The sequence below is a fragment of the Nonomuraea monospora genome (assembly GCF_039531895.1).
In the GTDB taxonomy this organism is placed as follows: Bacteria; Actinomycetota; Actinomycetes; order Streptosporangiales; family Streptosporangiaceae; genus Nonomuraea; species Nonomuraea monospora.
Genome location: NZ_BAAAQX010000006.1, coordinates 331719 through 346080 on the forward strand (window position 1 = coordinate 331719; position 14362 = coordinate 346080).

Below are 14362 nucleotides of genomic sequence, written 5' to 3' on the forward strand. Positions count from 1 at the left end.
GACAGCCGTCCGCGTGCTGCACCGAAGGCAGTCGTTCATGGAAGAAGGCGTTTCGCATGTCAGCGCAGGCCGACGCGGCCCGGCTCATCGTGCAGGCTCTGGAGGCGGAGGGCGTCGAGTACGTCTTCGGCATCCCGGGCGAGGAGAACATCCATTTCGTCGACGCGCTCAAGGACTCCTCCATCCGGTACGTGCTCGTCCGTCACGAGCAGGGTGCGGCGTTCATGGCGGAGATCTACGGCAGGCTGACCGGCAAGGCGGGCGTGGCGTCGGCCACGCTCGGGCCCGGCGCGATCAACCTGCAGCTCGGCGTGGCCGACGCCACCACCAACAGCACCCCGGTGGTGGCGATCACGGCGCAGGTCGGGCTGGACCGCATCTACAAGGAGTCGCACCAGGTGGTGGACCTGGTGTCGCTGTTCAGGCCGATCACGAAGTGGTCGGAGCTGGCCCCGTCGGCGCGGGCGCTGCCCGAGCTGATCCGCAAGGCGTTCAAGACGGCGCAGACCGAGCGGCCCGGCGCCGTCTACCTGGCCATCCCCGAGGACGTCGAGTCGGCGCCCGTCCCCGGCGACCTGCGCCCGCTGCCGGTGAACGTGGTGCGTCCCCAGGACCCCTCCCCCGCGCAGATCGCCCGGGCCGCCGACGTGCTGGCGACGGCGCGCAGGCCGATCGTGCTGGCCGGTCACGGCGCGACCAGGGCCGGGGCGTCGCAGGCGCTCGTCCGGTTCTCCGAGCGGCTCGGGCTGCCGGTGGCGACGACGTTCAACGGCAAGGGCGTCTTTCCCGACGATCACCGGCACGCGCTGGGCGCGGTGGGGTTCATGCGGCACGACTACGTGAACTTCGGCTTCGACGAGGCGGACGTGCTGATCAGCGTCGGGTACGAGCTGCAGGAGTTCGACCCCGTCAAGATCAACCCGGAGCGGGACAAGAAGATCATCCACATTCACCGGTTCCCCGCCGAGGTGGACGACCACTACCCCGTCAAGGTCGGCGTGCACGGCGACATCTCCCGCTCGCTGCACGTGCTGGCCGACGCCGTCCATCGGCGCTTCGAGATCAACGGCACCGGCGAGAGGATCCGCCGCATGCTGCGGGAGGAGCTGGAGCAGGGGCGGGCCGAGGGCGGGTTCCCGCTGTCGCCGCGGCGCGTGGTGGCCGACATCCGCGCCGCCATGGGACGCGAGGACATCGTCCTGGCCGACACCGGCGCGGTGAAGATGTGGATGGCCCGCATGTACCCGACGTACGAGCCGAACACCATGCTGGTCTCCAACGGGCTGTCGTCGATGGGGTTCTCCGTGCCGGGCGCGCTCACCGCCAAGCTCGCCTACCCGCGGCGGCGGGTGCTGGCGGCGACCGGTGACGGGGCGTTCCTGATGAACTCGCAGGAACTGGAGACGGCCGTGCGGGAGCGGGTCCCGTTCGTGGTGCTGGTGTGGGTGGACGGCGCGTACGGGCTGATCGAGTGGAAGATGGACCTGGAGCTGGGACGCGACTCCAACGTCGCCTTCGGCAACCCCGACTTCGTGAAGTACGCAGAGAGCTTCGGGGCGCGCGGCTACCGGGTCACCAGCGCCGACGAGTTGCTGCCCACGTTGCGCAAGGCGCTGGCCGACGACGTGGTGTCGGTGATAGCGGTGCCCGTCGACTACTCCGCGAACCTGCAACTGACTGACAAGCTGGGCGAACTCACCGGGCCTTTCTGAGCATCGGCCCGTCCGGGCCTTCTAAGATCGTTCGGGTGAGCCTGCCTGCCGTTCCCGCGCCGGGTGCGCTGCCGGTCGAGCCGGCGCGCGACCCGTACCACGTCTACCTCGACTCCCTGACCAGCCCCGAGTCGCGGCGCACCATGCGCGGCTGCCTCGACCGGCTGGCCCGCCTGCTGACCGGCGACGAGAACGCCACCGGGGCGGGCCAGCCGTGGCACCTGCTGCGCTACGAGCACACCGTGCGCATCCGCACGATGCTCACCGACCAGGGCTGGTCGGCGGCGTACGTGAACAAGCACCTGGTGGCGCTGCGGCGGGTGCTGAAGGAGGCGTGGCGGCTCGGGCAGACGACCGCCGAGGACCTCGCCCGCGCCTCCGACCTCGCCCCGGTACGGCAGAGCCGCCTGCCCGCCGGACACCACGTCCCGCCCGAAGTGGTCGGCGCGGCCCTGTCGGCGTGCGACGACTCGCCCGCCGGGGTGCGCGACGCGGCGCTGATCGCCGTCCTGTACTCGACCGGGTGCCGCCGCGCCGAACTCGGCGGGCTCACGCTGGCCGACTACGACCCGGGGTCGCGGTCGCTGCGGGTGCGCGGCAAGCGCGACAAGGAGCGGCTCGTCTACCTGACGACGGACGCGATCGGGCTGGTCGAGCGGTGGCTCGCGGTGCGCGGGCCGGGGGCGGGGGCGCTGTTCAGCCCGATCAGCACGGCGGGGCGGCTGCGTACGCGTGACGGGCGGCCGGTGGGGCTGACGGGGCAGGGCATCGCCGACATCCTGACCCGGCGCTTCGGGGCGGCGGGGGCGGCCCGGCGGACCGCGCACGACTTCCGGCGCACGTTCATCGGTGAGCTGCTGGACGCGGGGGTGGACCTGGCCACGGCTCAGGCGCTGGTGGGGCACGCCTCGCCGGCCACCACGGCGCGGTACGACCGGCGGCCGGAGCGCACCCGCCGCGAGGCCGTCGACCGCCTCCGCCTCCCGGCCGCCCGGCCCCTGGCCTGACCGCCTGCCACACATCGGCCGTACTCCGGCGAGGTCCTTCGGGACGGGACGAGGGCGACGTGAGGAGGTGGCCGGGAGAGACCCTGGGCCGCCAGCGCTGCAGAACGCGCGACCAGAGCTCGGCCAAGCACACGTGCGGCGGGTGCGTATGCGAGCGGGCGCGCGGAGCGGCGTGCGGGGCGCGGGGCGCACGAACGGGGCGGGCGCACGGGGCGGAGGCACAGCAGGCGCACGGGGCGGACGCACAGGGCGGGCGCGCGGCGGAGGCACGGCGGGCGTGCGGCGGGCGTGCGGGGCGGAGGCACAGCAGGCGCGCGGGGCGGGCGCGCGGGGCGGGCGGTGGGGGTGCCGCTCCGACGCGGCCTGGGTGTGCCGGTCGGAGCGGTCAAAAGGCCAGGTCAGCCCGCCAGCCGCGGCACGATCCCCGAGCTGTGCAGCCGCTCACGAGCCGCCTCGATGGCCCCATCGGTGGTGGCGAACACCTGCCCCGCCTCGTCCAGCCGCCCGATCACCCCGATCACCTGCAGAGCCTGATGGTGCCCATCGGGGATCCCCGACACGTACACCATGATCCCGCGCCGTTCCAGCCGCGTGATGGTGTCGGCGAGCACCATCGCCCCGCTGGCGTCGATGCTGGTGACCAGGCGCATGCGCAGCACCACCACGGACACGCCGGTCATCTCCGACAGGTCGGCGCGCAGCCGGTGGGCGGCGGCGAAGAACAGCGGCCCGTCGAGCCGGTAGGTGACGATGTGCTCGGCGAGCAGCGCGTGCTCGTCCTCGGTGTGCTGCGGTTGCAGGTCGTGGCGGAGCGGCTCCCGGTAGAAGCGCACGTTCCGCGCGATGGTCCGCAGTGCCAGCGCGCCGGCGACGACCAGGCCGAGGATGACGGCCAGCACGGTGTCGAGCGTCAGCGTGGCGACGGCGGTGAGTACGAGCACCGCCGCGTCGCTCCTGGTGGAGCGCCACATGGCACGTACGGAGTCGCGTTCGACCATGCGTACGGAGGTGGCCAGCAGCACTCCGGCGAGCGCGGCGAGCGGGATCTTGGCGACGAGCCCGGCGGCGGTGTAGACGATGGCGCCGAGGATGAGCGCGTGGGACAGCGCCGCGAGCCGGGAGGTCGCCCCGGAGCGTACGTTGACGGCTGTCCTGACGATGGCACCGGTGCCGGGCATGCCCCCGAACAGCGGGGTGATGAGGTTGGCGATGCCCTGGCCGAACAGCTCCCTGTCGGGGTCGTGCCGGTGCCGCCCTGTCATGTTGTCGGCCACGGCGGCCGACAGCAGCGATTCCAGCGAGGCGAGGGCGGCCACGGCGATGGCCGGGGCGATGAGGGCGGGCAGCATCGCGGGGTCGAAGAAGCCCAGCGACGGCGCGGGCAGCCCCTGCGGCAGGTGGCCGATGGTGGCCAGCGGCAGCCCGGCCAGGTCGGCGACGGCGGTGGCGACGACGACGGCGAGCAGCGAGAACGGCACGTTGGGCCGTACGCTCGCGCCCACCAGCAGCACCGCGGCCACGACCAGGGTGACGGACATGGCCCACCAGTGCGGCCTGGCGAGGAAGTCCATGACGGCGTGCCAGGCGACGACGGCGACCTTGTCGCTGTCGTGGGCGGGGACGCCGAGGGCGTGCGGGATCTGCTGGAGGCCGATCACGCAGGCCATGCCGACGGTGAAGCCGGCGACGACGGGCGCGGGGACGAGGGACATGTAGCGTCCGGCCCGCGCGAGTGCCATGACGACGAGCAGCAGCCCGGCCATCAGCCCGACGGTGAGCACCCCGGTGGCGCCGTGGTCGCTCATGATGGGCATGAGCACGACGGTCATGGCACCGCTGGTGCCCGACACCTGGAGCGCCGAGCCGCCGAACAGGGCGGCCAGCGATCCGGCGACCACGGCGGTGGCCAGGCCGGCGGCGGCGCCGAGGCCGGAGGAGACGCCGAACCCGAGCGCGAGCGGCAGCGCGACGATCGCCACGGTGAGCCCGGCCAGCAGGTTGTTGCGGGGCTGGTGCCGCATGGCGGCCAGCGCGGCCCGTTCGGGCAGCACGGATCGCAGGCGCCCCCAGCTCACGGCGAGCACGCCGCTCACGTCGTGTCACCGATCGAGTCGGTACGGTGACCACACATGCACATGAAAGGTCCGTCCACCATCACTCCTTTTGAGGTAAAGACAACCCCGTCTTGTCCTGAATTGCTTATCTTTGCAATTCGTTAAGGAGTTGTCAGGATAACAATTTCACCCCCTCCTACCTGCTTAAACTCTCTCGATCTTGCGATATTACGCCAGGCGTGAAAGGGCGGGATTGTTTGAACAGGACGGTGGAATCAGGCAAACAGCGTCGCGAAACCCTGACCGGCCGCCCGCACCGCCTCCGGCTCGACCTCCGCCATCGGCCGGCCGTCCGCCAGCAACTGCCAGTTACGGCGGGCCAGCACCCGCTGCGTGGCCACCACCTGCGCCGCCAGCAGCCGCGCCGCCAGCTCATCGGCCGTCTCGGCGAGCGCCTCGGCCAGGGCCTCCTCGTCGCGCGCCATGTGCTGGTGGAGCCGCCCCAGCAGGCTGGGCGCCTCGGAGAAGACCATCCGGTGGTACGCGATCACCTCGGGGTCGTCGTTGAGCCCGGTGATCGGGTCGTGCCGGGACAGCCCGTCGAGGAAGTGCCGCCGCAGCGCCTCCACCGGCCGCTCCCCCGCGGCCCGCTCGCGCACCACCCGGGCCGACTCGCCGAGGTGGTCGGAGATGCGGTGCAGGACGAGGTCCTCCTTGGTGGCGAAGTACTTGAACAGTGTCGGCTTCGACACCCCCGCCGCCGCCGCGACCTCCGCCACGGACACCTCGTCGAAGCCGCGCTCCAGGAAGAGCGTGATGGCCGCCGTCGAGAGGGCCTCGTGCACGCGCCGCCGCTGCAGCTCCCGCAGTCCTGTCATGAGCACAGCCTAGCAAAGTGTTAACCTGGTCAATATCTTAACCGAGTTAACAGTTCTGGGAGGTGTGATGGCGACGCTCGACGAGGAGCGTGACCACGTCGGACGATGCAAGGCCGGCCTGCGCAGGATGCTGGAGGGCGCGCGCGACAACGTCATCGTCGGCGAGAGCGTGGCCGGCGACCGCTACAGCGCCGAACGCCTGGGCCGGCACCTCAAGAGCCTGGCCAAGGAGCTGAGCGAGGAGCCGGAGGGGCCGCCGTTCTTCGGCCGGCTCGACTTCGGCCCCGGCTCCGCCGAGCACGGCGGGCGGGCGTACCACATCGGCCGCCGGCACATCACCGGCGAGCACGGCGGCCCGCCCGTGGTGATCGACTGGCGCGCACCGGTCTCGCGCGCCTTCTACCGGGCCAGCGCCCGCGACCCGCAGGGCGTGGACGTGCGCCGCCGCTTCGGCTGGTCGGGCACCACCCTCACCGGCTTCGAGGACGAGCGGCTCTCGCGCGGCGAGGAGGGCGAGAGCAGGATCCTCGCCGCCGAGATCGAGCGGCCCCGCGTCGGCCCGATGCGCGACATCGTCGCCACCATCCAGCCCGAGCAGGACGACCTCGTCCGCACCGGGCTCGACCTGTCGATCTGCGTGCAGGGCGCGCCCGGCACCGGCAAGACGGCGGTCGGCCTGCACCGGGCCGCCTACCTGCTCTACGCCCACCGCCGGCGCCTCGAACGCGCCGGCGTGCTCGTCCTCGGCCCCAACCGGACCTTCCTCGGCTACGTCTCGGCGGTGCTGCCCGCGCTCGGCGAGATGGACGTCGAGCAGACGACGCTGGAGCGGCTGCTGGCCACCGTCCCCGTCACGGCGGCGGACGACGAGGAGACGGCCATGGTCAAGCACGACGCCCGCATGGCGCGGGTGCTGCGCACAGCCCTGTACGGGCGGATCGCCAAACCGGTCGAACCGGTCGCGGTGCCCGACGGCTCCCTCCGCTGGCGGGTGCCGGAGGACGAGCTGCGCCGCATCGTGGACGACACCAGGCGCGAGTCGCTCCCGTACGGCACCGGCCGCGAACGGGTCAGGGCCCGGGTCGTGGAGTCCATCCGCCGCCAGGCCGAGTCCCGCGGGCGGACGGCCGGCGCGCCCTGGCTGCGCAGGATCGGCCGCGGCGTCACCCCGTGGCTCGACCAGGTGTGGCCCGCCGTCAAGCCGGAGGAGGTCCTGTACGAGCTGCTGCGCGGCCCCGCCAGGGACGGCCGCGACCCGGCCGGCGGCGTGCTGACGGACGCCGAGCGCGCCGCCCTGACCTGGCGGAAGCCGCCGCGCGGCGTCAAGGGCGCGCGCTGGTCGGCGGCCGACCTGGTGCTGCTCGACGAGCTGGCCGCGCTGATCGAACGTCCGCGCGGCTACGGCCACGTGATCGTGGACGAGGCCCAGGACCTGTCGCCGATGGAGTGCCGGGCGGTCGCCAGGCGCAGCGAGCACGGCTCGCTGACCGTGCTGGGCGACCTGGCACAGGGCACCACGCCGTGGGCGGCCACGTCCTGGCCGGAACGGCTGAAGCTGCTCGGCAAACCCGGCGGCGAGGTCGTCGCGCTCACGACCGGGTTCCGCGTGCCCGCCGCCGTGGTCGAGCTGGCCAACACGCTGCTGGCGGCGCTGGACGCCGACGTGCCCGCGACCCGCTCCTACCGCTCCGACGGGCGGCTGCGGGTGACCCGGGTGGCCGGGCTGGAGAAGGGCGTGGTGGAGGCGGTGCGCGAGGCGTACATGTTCGAGGGGTCGATCGGGGTGATCGCGGCGGACGCGGACGTGGAGGCGATCACCGCCGCGCTGTGGAACGAGGGCCTGGACCTGAACGGGCGGCTCAGCGTGATGCCCGCCTCGCTGTGCAAGGGCCTGGAGTACGACCACGTCGTCGTGGCGGAGCCGGCCGCCATCGCCGAGGCGGAGCGGCGCGGGCTCAACCGCCTGTACGTCGCGCTCACCCGCGCCGTCTCCCGCCTCGACGTCGTGCACGCCCGGCCCCTGCCGCCACCCCTCCGCCACCCCTGCTGAAAGGGACGGACGGCTCGACAGGCGCCTTCCGCCCGGTGTGTGATGGACGCACCCCCGAGAGGAGCCCGCGCGTGTCCGCACCGCCCGACCCCCAGGACGCGGCCGGACGGCCCGCGCGGCGGCCTCCCCGGGTGCTGGACCAGGTCCCGTCGGTCATCGGGCTCGTCTGCGGCGCGGTGGCCGTGCTGTACCTGCCGGTCCTGTTCGGGCTGGCGGGGGTCGTGCTGGGCGTCGTGGGTCACGCCCGCGGCGAGCCCCTGGGGCGGTGGGCCGCCATCGCCGGGGGCGCGGGGATGCTGCTGGGCACGCTGCTCAGCATCCTGCTCACCCCCCGATGAAAGGCTCAGGTGGCGGTGAGCGCCACGGTCGGTGACAGGCGGGCGGCGCGGACGGCCGGATAGATGCCCGCCACCGTCCCGATCACCAGCGTCGCGACGACCGCGCCGCCCAGCGCCCACGGCGGCACGACGGCCGGCCAGCCCCGCGACACGGCGTACCCGGTGGTGGCCAGCGCGCCCAGCACCGCGCCCGCCACCCCGCCCAGCGCCGACAGCAGCAGCGACTCCGCCAGGAACTGCACGCGCACCTGGCCCCGCGTGGCCCCCAGCGAGCGCCGCAGCCCGATCTCGCGGCGGCGCTCCAGCACCGAGATGACCATGGTGTTGGCCACGCCGACCCCGCCCACGAGCAGCGCGACGGCGCCCAGCCCGAGCAGCAGGTTCGTGAAGGCGCCCGCCGCGGCGGCCTTGGCCGCCAGCGCGTCCGACGGCCTGCTCACCGTGACCTCGTCCGGGTTCTCCGGGTTCACGGTACGCGGCAGCGCCGCACGCACCTCCTCCACCGTCGCGTCGGACGAGCGCTCGTAGATGCTCGTCGGATAACCGTCGAAGCCGAGCAGCTCCCGCGCCGCCGGGAAGCCGACCAAGGCCGACCGCTCGATCTCGGGAGCCAGCGGCATCGGCCCGAGAATCCCCACGACCGTGAACCACCGCCCGCCCATCCACACCTGGACCCCGGTCCTGGCCAGGCCGAGCCGTTCTGCCGCTGCCGAGCCGAGCACGACGGCGGGCTGCGCGGCCGTGGCGTCGTTCAGCCAGGTGCCCTTGGCGACCGCGCCCTCCAGCGTGGTCAGCAGGCCGGTGCTGGCCGCCTGGACGGCGATGCCTCCCGTGACGGACTCGGAGATGCGGTCGTTGCGGCGCACGCTGGCCTCGACGGCGCCGGTGGCGGCGGCCGTGCGGACGGGGCGGATGCGCCGCACCATGGCCGGCGCGCCGGTCGGCAGCTTGGCGTCCGCGCCGAACATCGTCCGTCCGGGGGTGACGGTGAGCAGGTTCGTGCCCAGCTTGTCGAGCTGGCGCAGGAGCTGCTCGCGGGAGGACGACGAGATGCCGATCACGGCGATCATCGTCGCGATGCCGATGGCGATGCCGAGCGCGGACAGCACCACCCGCGTGGGCCGCGCCCGCAGCCCGGCCGCCCAGACCCGCAACACGTCCGCGACCCCGAGCCGCCCCGGCACCAGCCGTTCCTGCTCTGTCATCGCGGGGCTCCTCTCAGCAGGGCCACGGGGCTGAGGTGCTCGCCCTCGTGCCCGTCCACGATCACTCCGTCCCGCAGCCGCACCCGCCGCCGGCACCAGCCCGCGATCTCCGCGTCATGCGTGATGATCACCACGGTGGTGCCGGACTCGTGCAACCCGGCCAGCACCCGCAGCACGTCCGCCCCGGCCGCCGAGTCGAGGTTGCCGGTCGGTTCGTCGGCCAGCAGCAGCGGCGGGTCCCCTGCCACGGCGCGGGCCACGGCCACCCGCTGCTGCTCGCCGCCCGACAGCTCGGCGGGCCGGTGCCGCAGCCGGTGCCCGAGCCCGACCCGTTCCAGCGCGGCGGCGGCCCGATCGCGCCTGGCCCGGCGGCCGAGGCCGGTGTAGAGCAGGCCGTCGGCCACGTTGTCCAGCGCGCTGACGCCGGGCGCCAGGTGGAACTGCTGGAAGACGAACCCCAGGTGGCGCGAGCGCAGCGCGGACAGCCGCCGGTCCGGCAACCGCGCGACGTCGTGCCCGGCGACCCGGACGGTCCCGGCGGTGGGGCGGTCGAGCGTGCCGATCATGTGCAGCATGGTCGACTTGCCCGACCCCGACGGGCCGACGATGGCCAGCAGGTCGCCGCGTTCGATGGCCAGGTCCACCCCGCGCAGCGCGTGCACGCCGCCGGGGTAGGTCTTGCTCACCTCCAGCAGCTCGACGATCACCTTCATGTGGCCGGCACCCCGACCTTCATGCCCTCGGCCAGGCCCTGGCCCTCGACCTCGACCAGGCCGCCGCCGAACGCCCCCGTCTCCACGGCGACGATCCGTGAGCCGCCGCCCTCGACGACCTCGACGCCGTAGCCGCCCTCGCGCAGCGCGAGCAGCGCCTCCACCGGCACGGCCAGCACGTTCTCGTGCCGTTCGCTCTGCATCTCGACCTCGACCGGCGCCTGGTCCAGCTTGCTCCTGGGCGGCTTGGCCAGGGTGATGTCCACGTCGATGGTGGTGCTGGTGTCCTGCTCGTCGCCGGAGCTCTCGGCGACCGTGCCGACGGAGGTGATCGTGCCCTTGGCGTGCTCGCCGCCGGGCAGCGTCACGGTGACCGCCGCACCCTTGCGCGCCAGCGCCTGATCGCCGGTGTCCAGGTCCACGTGTACGAGCCGGTGCGTGCCGCTGACCGTGAGCGCCGGCGTTCCCGGCGCGCTCCTGGCGCCGACCTCGGCCTTGACCCCCGTCACGCGGACGGCGGCGGGCTGGAAGACGACCTGGGACGCGTCCACCCGCCCGCTCTCCGCCAGCCCGCGATCGTCCTGCCACTCCTCGACGGCCCGCGCGGTGGCGTGGCTGAAGTGGTCGTCCACGGTCAGGTAGTCGCCGTAGCCGAGCGCCTTGAGGTTGCGTTCGAGCTGCTCGACGTCGGGGCCGTCGGACACGCCCCGCTCCAGGGTCCGGTACAGCGGCAGCCCGCCGTACATGAGCACCAGCGGCTTCCTGTCCACCTTCAGCAGCGGGCGGCCCCGGCGGATCACCGCGCCCTGGGCGGGCGTCCAGGTGACGGTGCCGGTGGCGCCCGAGGCGATCTGCCGCTCCCCCGCGTACGTCAGCGAGCCGGCCACCGTCTTGGTCTCCACCAGGTCCTGCCTGGTGACGTCGGCGGTGGCGGGGACCGGCGTCCTGGACGGCGCGGCGGCGCCGGTGCCGCCGTCGTTCAGCGCGGCGACCGCCGTCCAGGTGGCGGCGACGGCCAGGACGGTGCCGCCGCCCAGCAGGAGTCCCTTCCTCATGGGGTCTCCTTCCCTGGACGGCCGGGGGCGAACTCCTGGCAGGCCTTCTGCGCGGCCTCCATCTTCTGCTTCGGCACGCCCCTGAAGTCCAGCCGGAGCGGCTGGTCGGGTTTGGGGTCGGCCATGTCGATGCCCTGCTCGCGCATGCACTGCGCGAACTTGACGAGCTGGTCGTACCCGGCCGCGTCCTGGCCTTCGCCGCCGTCGGGGACGGCGGCGTCCATGATCGGCCGGCACGCCTCGTGCGCCTTCTCGACCTTCTTCTGGTCCGCCCCCTTGGGGATCTTGAGCTGGATACGGCCCTCCTTGGGGTCGGGCATGTCGACCCCGTGCTCGCGCATGCACTGCGCGAACTTCAGCGCCGCCTCGTCCGGGTCGATCGACGCCGACGGGCTGGCGGCGGGCTTGGCGGAGGCCGTTCCGCCGCCCGCGCTGACCACGCCGTCGTCCTGTGCCGCCGGGGCTCCGCACCCGGCCAGCGCCAGCGCTGCCGCGCCCAGCAGTAGCCGTACCTTCATGGCTTTCGCTCCTTCTGTCTGAGGTGCGGCCCCACTTCAGGCCATGGGGTGCTAGAAGCGGATAAGCCCTTATCCGCGGCTAACACCGGATCCGCCACTCTCGGGGCATGCGAGTGCTGGTCGTCGAGGACGAAGAGCGGTTGGCGGACGCGGTCGCGCACGGGCTGAGGCTGCACGCGATCGCCGTGGACGTCGCCTACGACGGGCAGGAGGCGCTGGAGATGGCGTCGTACGTGGACTACGACGTCGTGGTGCTGGACCGCGACCTGCCGGGCGTGCACGGCGACGACGTGTGCCGGCGGCTGCGGGCGGGCGGCGAGGGCAGGCGGGTGCTCATGCTGACCGCCGCGGGCCAGCTCCGCGACAAGGTGGACGGGCTGGCGCTGGGCGCGGACGACTACCTGGTCAAGCCGTTCGCGTTCGCGGAGCTGGTGGCGCGGGTCAGGGCGCTGGCCCGGCGGTCCGCGCGCGCGGCGGCGCCCCTGCTCGTACGGGGCGGCATCGCCCTCGACCCGGCCCGCCGCACCGTCGCCAGGGACGGGCGGCCGGTCTCGCTCAACCGCAAGGAGTTCGACGTGCTGCGGGTGCTGCTCAGCGCGGACGGCGAGCTGGTCACCTCGGGCGAGCTGCGCAGGAGCGTGTGGGACGAGCACGCCGAGCCCGGCACGGGCGCGTTACGCGTCACGATCACCTCGCTGCGCAAGAAGCTCGGCCTGCCCGCGGCCATCATGAACGTGCCGGGCAAGGGATACCGGCTTTGACCGCCGCCCCGTCGCGGACGCGGCCCTGGCGCGGCGGCATGCGGCCCTGGTGGAGCAGCAGGCGGCTGCGGCTGCGGCTGACCGTGCTCTACGGCGGCCTGTTCTTCGCCGCGGGCTCGATCCTGCTCGGGCTCACCTACCTGATCACCGCGCGCGCCCTGGAACAGCAGTTCGTCACGGGGCCCGTGAAGATCACCGCCGGGGCGGTGCCCGACCGGGCGCCCATGCCGCACGAGATCGACGGCGACGTGGTCTTCCGCCGCGAGATCCAGACCCGCGCCGACGGCGTGCTCAACGAGGTGCTGACCTGGTCCCTGCTGGTGCTGATCCTGGTGGGGATCATCGCGCTGCTGCTCGGGTACGTGCTCGCCGACCGGGCGCTGCGCCCGCTGGACCGGGTGACGGAGACGGCGCAGCGGCTGTCGGAGAGCACGCTGCACGAGCGGATCGGGCTGCGCGGCCCGGCCGATGAGGTGAAGCGGCTGGCCGACACGTTCGACGCGATGCTCGACCGGCTGCGCAGGGTGTTCGACGCGCAGCGCCGCTTCATCGCCAACGCCTCCCACGAGCTGCGTACGCCGCTGGCCGTCAACCGTACGGTGCTGGAGGTGTCGCTGGAGGAGCCGGCGGCGTCGGCGGACCTCAAGGCGCTGGCCAGGGCGCTGCTGGGCACCAACGCCCGCTACGAGCGGCTGATCGAGGGGCTGCTGCTGCTCGCGCAGTCCGAGCAGGAGCTGACCGTGCGCAAGCCGGTGGACGTGGAGCAGGTCGCGCGGACCGTGCTGGAGCAGCTCGACCCCGGCTCGCGCAAGCGGCCTGTCACCCTGCACCAGGACCTGCGGCCCGCGCTGGTCGAAGGCGATCCGCTGTTCCTGGAGCGGTGCGTGTTCAACCTGCTGGAGAACGCGATCAAGTACAACGTGCGTGGCGGGCACATCTGGCTCACCGTGGCGGGGGAGCCTTCGGGCGCGTCGGTCGTGGTGGAGAACACCGGGCCGCTGGTGCCCGCGTACGAGGTGGAGGATCTGTTCGAGCCGTTCAGCCGGTTGCAGGGCGACCGGGTGCGCTCGGCGCACGGGGCGGGGCTGGGGCTGTCGATCGTGCGGGCCATCGTGGCGGCGCACGGCGGGAGCGTGACGGCGCTGGCGCGGCCCGAGGGCGGCCTGCGGGTGGAGGTCCGGCTGCCGCGTACGGCGGCGTGACATCCACGAGGTCCGGCTGCCGCGCGACTGCGTGAGACCGCGAGGTCCGGATGCCGCGTGCGGCGGCGTGAGATCCTGGACGGATGCTGACGCCGATCGACACGCTGCGCGAGCAGGTCACCGCCCGGCTGGCCGCCTTCGAGCGCAGGCAGGTCCCGCCGGCGGGCGGGGTGCGCAGGGCCGGCGTCACCGTGTGCGTGCTGGAGGACGCCGCGGGCGGCCCGTACGTCGTGGTGATCAGGCGGGCCGCCCGGGGCCGCAACCCGGGGCAGTGGGCGCTGCCCGGCGGGCGGGCCGACGACGGGGAGCGGCCGGAGGAGGCGGCGCTGCGCGAGCTGGCCGAGGAGACCGGCATCACCGGGGTCGAGGTGGCCGGGCTGCTCGACGACTTCGTCACCGACTCGGGGTTCGTGATCACGCCGGTGGTGGCGTTCGGCGGCCGTCAGCAGCCGGTGCCCGACCCGCGCGAGGTGGCCTCCGTGCACGCGGTGCCGCTGGAGCGGTTCCTGGCGCCGGGGGTGCCGCGGTGGCGGGGTGAGCTGCTGCAGATGCCGCTGGGGCCGTCCATCGTGATCCACGCGCCGACGGGCGCGATCCTGTGGCAGTTCGCCGAGGTGGCGCTGCGCGGGCGGGAGCAGCGCGTCTTCGACGTGGCGCAACCGCACTGGACCAGGACGTAGACCCGGGAAAGGCGCCCCATGGGGAAGGGGCGATTACCTCCAGGGGCGGACGGTGTGCTTAACTCAAGATTGCCGATGTGGTTAGTGTCCCCCGGGCCGCAAATTACCGCCTTCACGGAATACCGTTCGGCTGGAGCCGTGTTGTGCACCTCGCCGAGGAGGCGACCGCCACATCGGCCTAAAGCTTTT

The 14362-nt window shown here is 73.4% G+C and carries 13 protein-coding genes; 7 read left to right on the top strand and 6 right to left on the bottom strand.

Annotated elements, in window-relative coordinates:
• Window positions 1-56 precede the first annotated feature (56 nt).
• Both ABD331_RS14835 and ABD331_RS14840 read left to right on the top strand, forming a co-directional pair.
• Window positions 57-1712, top strand: a complete 1656-nt coding sequence (locus tag ABD331_RS14835) for an acetolactate synthase large subunit (protein WP_344474811.1) — start codon at window positions 57-59, stop codon at window positions 1710-1712.
• A 35-nt stretch (window positions 1713-1747) separates the two neighbouring features.
• Complete coding sequence (locus tag ABD331_RS14840) at window positions 1748-2719, top strand: tyrosine-type recombinase/integrase (protein ID WP_344474813.1); 972 nt, start codon at window positions 1748-1750, stop codon at window positions 2717-2719.
• A gap of 398 nt (window positions 2720-3117) precedes the next feature.
• Here the strand turns inward: ABD331_RS14840 and ABD331_RS14845 are convergent, their stop codons facing one another.
• Both ABD331_RS14845 and ABD331_RS14850 read right to left on the bottom strand, forming a co-directional pair.
• Window positions 3118-4812, bottom strand: coding sequence for a SulP family inorganic anion transporter (locus tag ABD331_RS14845; protein ID WP_344474815.1), 1695 nt, complete (start codon window positions 4810-4812; stop codon window positions 3118-3120).
• Window positions 4813-5048: 236 nt separating this feature from the next.
• Window positions 5049-5651: a TetR/AcrR family transcriptional regulator gene (locus ABD331_RS14850; RefSeq protein ID WP_344474817.1), complete on the bottom strand. Its 603-nt coding sequence runs from the start codon at window positions 5649-5651 to the stop codon at window positions 5049-5051.
• A gap of 67 nt (window positions 5652-5718) precedes the next feature.
• Here ABD331_RS14850 and ABD331_RS14855 point away from each other — a divergent pair, with 67 nt between their 5' ends.
• Window positions 5719-7701 (top strand): HelD family protein, encoded by a 1983-nt coding sequence (locus ABD331_RS14855; protein WP_344474819.1) that lies wholly within the window; start codon window positions 5719-5721, stop codon window positions 7699-7701.
• 71 nt (window positions 7702-7772) lie between these two features.
• Entirely contained in the window at window positions 7773-8039 is a 267-nt protein-coding gene (locus ABD331_RS14860; protein ID WP_344474821.1) for a hypothetical protein, read from the top strand.
• Window positions 8040-8044: 5 nt separating this feature from the next.
• On the opposite strand, the gene ABD331_RS14865 is transcribed toward ABD331_RS14860, so the two are convergent.
• From ABD331_RS14865 to ABD331_RS14880, 4 genes are read right to left on the bottom strand one after another with little or no spacing between them, the layout of a single operon-like run.
• The gene (locus ABD331_RS14865) at window positions 8045-9244 is read right to left on the bottom strand and encodes an ABC transporter permease (RefSeq protein WP_344474823.1); all 1200 of its coding nucleotides are present in this window, start codon (window positions 9242-9244) and stop codon (window positions 8045-8047) included.
• Complete coding sequence (locus tag ABD331_RS14870) at window positions 9241-9957, bottom strand: ABC transporter ATP-binding protein (protein ID WP_344474825.1); 717 nt, start codon at window positions 9955-9957, stop codon at window positions 9241-9243. Before ABD331_RS14870 ends, ABD331_RS14865 begins: the two co-directional genes overlap by 4 nt.
• Window positions 9954-11012: an efflux RND transporter periplasmic adaptor subunit gene (locus ABD331_RS14875; protein WP_344474826.1), complete on the bottom strand. Its 1059-nt coding sequence runs from the start codon at window positions 11010-11012 to the stop codon at window positions 9954-9956. Before ABD331_RS14875 ends, ABD331_RS14870 begins: the two co-directional genes overlap by 4 nt.
• Complete coding sequence (locus ABD331_RS14880) at window positions 11009-11530, bottom strand: hypothetical protein (RefSeq protein ID WP_344474828.1); 522 nt, start codon at window positions 11528-11530, stop codon at window positions 11009-11011. Before ABD331_RS14880 ends, ABD331_RS14875 begins: the two co-directional genes overlap by 4 nt.
• A gap of 107 nt (window positions 11531-11637) precedes the next feature.
• On the opposite strand from ABD331_RS14880, the gene ABD331_RS14885 reads away from it, so the two are divergent.
• The 3 genes from ABD331_RS14885 (at window position 11638) to ABD331_RS14895 (ending at window position 14173) form a co-directional block, all read left to right on the top strand.
• Window positions 11638-12291, top strand: a complete 654-nt coding sequence (locus ABD331_RS14885; protein ID WP_344474830.1) for a response regulator transcription factor — start codon at window positions 11638-11640, stop codon at window positions 12289-12291.
• Entirely contained in the window at window positions 12288-13493 is a 1206-nt protein-coding gene (locus ABD331_RS14890; RefSeq protein ID WP_344474832.1) for a sensor histidine kinase, read from the top strand. The genes ABD331_RS14885 and ABD331_RS14890 overlap by 4 nt, the downstream gene beginning before the upstream one ends.
• Window positions 13494-13576: 83 nt before the next feature.
• Window positions 13577-14173, top strand: coding sequence for an NUDIX hydrolase (locus ABD331_RS14895; protein WP_344474834.1), 597 nt, complete (start codon window positions 13577-13579; stop codon window positions 14171-14173).
• Window positions 14174-14362 lie beyond the last annotated feature (189 nt).

Coding starts and splice junctions, on each gene's coding strand:
- ABD331_RS14835 (WP_344474811.1), top strand. CDS start 57: ATGTCAGCGCAGGCCGACGCGGCCCGGCTCATCGTGCAGGCTCTGGAG.
- ABD331_RS14850 (WP_344474817.1), bottom strand. CDS start 5,651: ATGACAGGACTGCGGGAGCTGCAGCGGCGGCGCGTGCACGAGGCCCTC.
- ABD331_RS14855 (WP_344474819.1), top strand. CDS start 5,719: ATGGCGACGCTCGACGAGGAGCGTGACCACGTCGGACGATGCAAGGCC.
- ABD331_RS14865 (WP_344474823.1), bottom strand. CDS start 9,244: ATGACAGAGCAGGAACGGCTGGTGCCGGGGCGGCTCGGGGTCGCGGAC.
- ABD331_RS14870 (WP_344474825.1), bottom strand. CDS start 9,957: ATGAAGGTGATCGTCGAGCTGCTGGAGGTGAGCAAGACCTACCCCGGC.
- ABD331_RS14875 (WP_344474826.1), bottom strand. CDS start 11,012: ATGAGGAAGGGACTCCTGCTGGGCGGCGGCACCGTCCTGGCCGTCGCC.
- ABD331_RS14880 (WP_344474828.1), bottom strand. CDS start 11,530: ATGAAGGTACGGCTACTGCTGGGCGCGGCAGCGCTGGCGCTGGCCGGG.
- ABD331_RS14885 (WP_344474830.1), top strand. CDS start 11,638: ATGCGAGTGCTGGTCGTCGAGGACGAAGAGCGGTTGGCGGACGCGGTC.
- ABD331_RS14895 (WP_344474834.1), top strand. CDS start 13,577: ATGCTGACGCCGATCGACACGCTGCGCGAGCAGGTCACCGCCCGGCTG.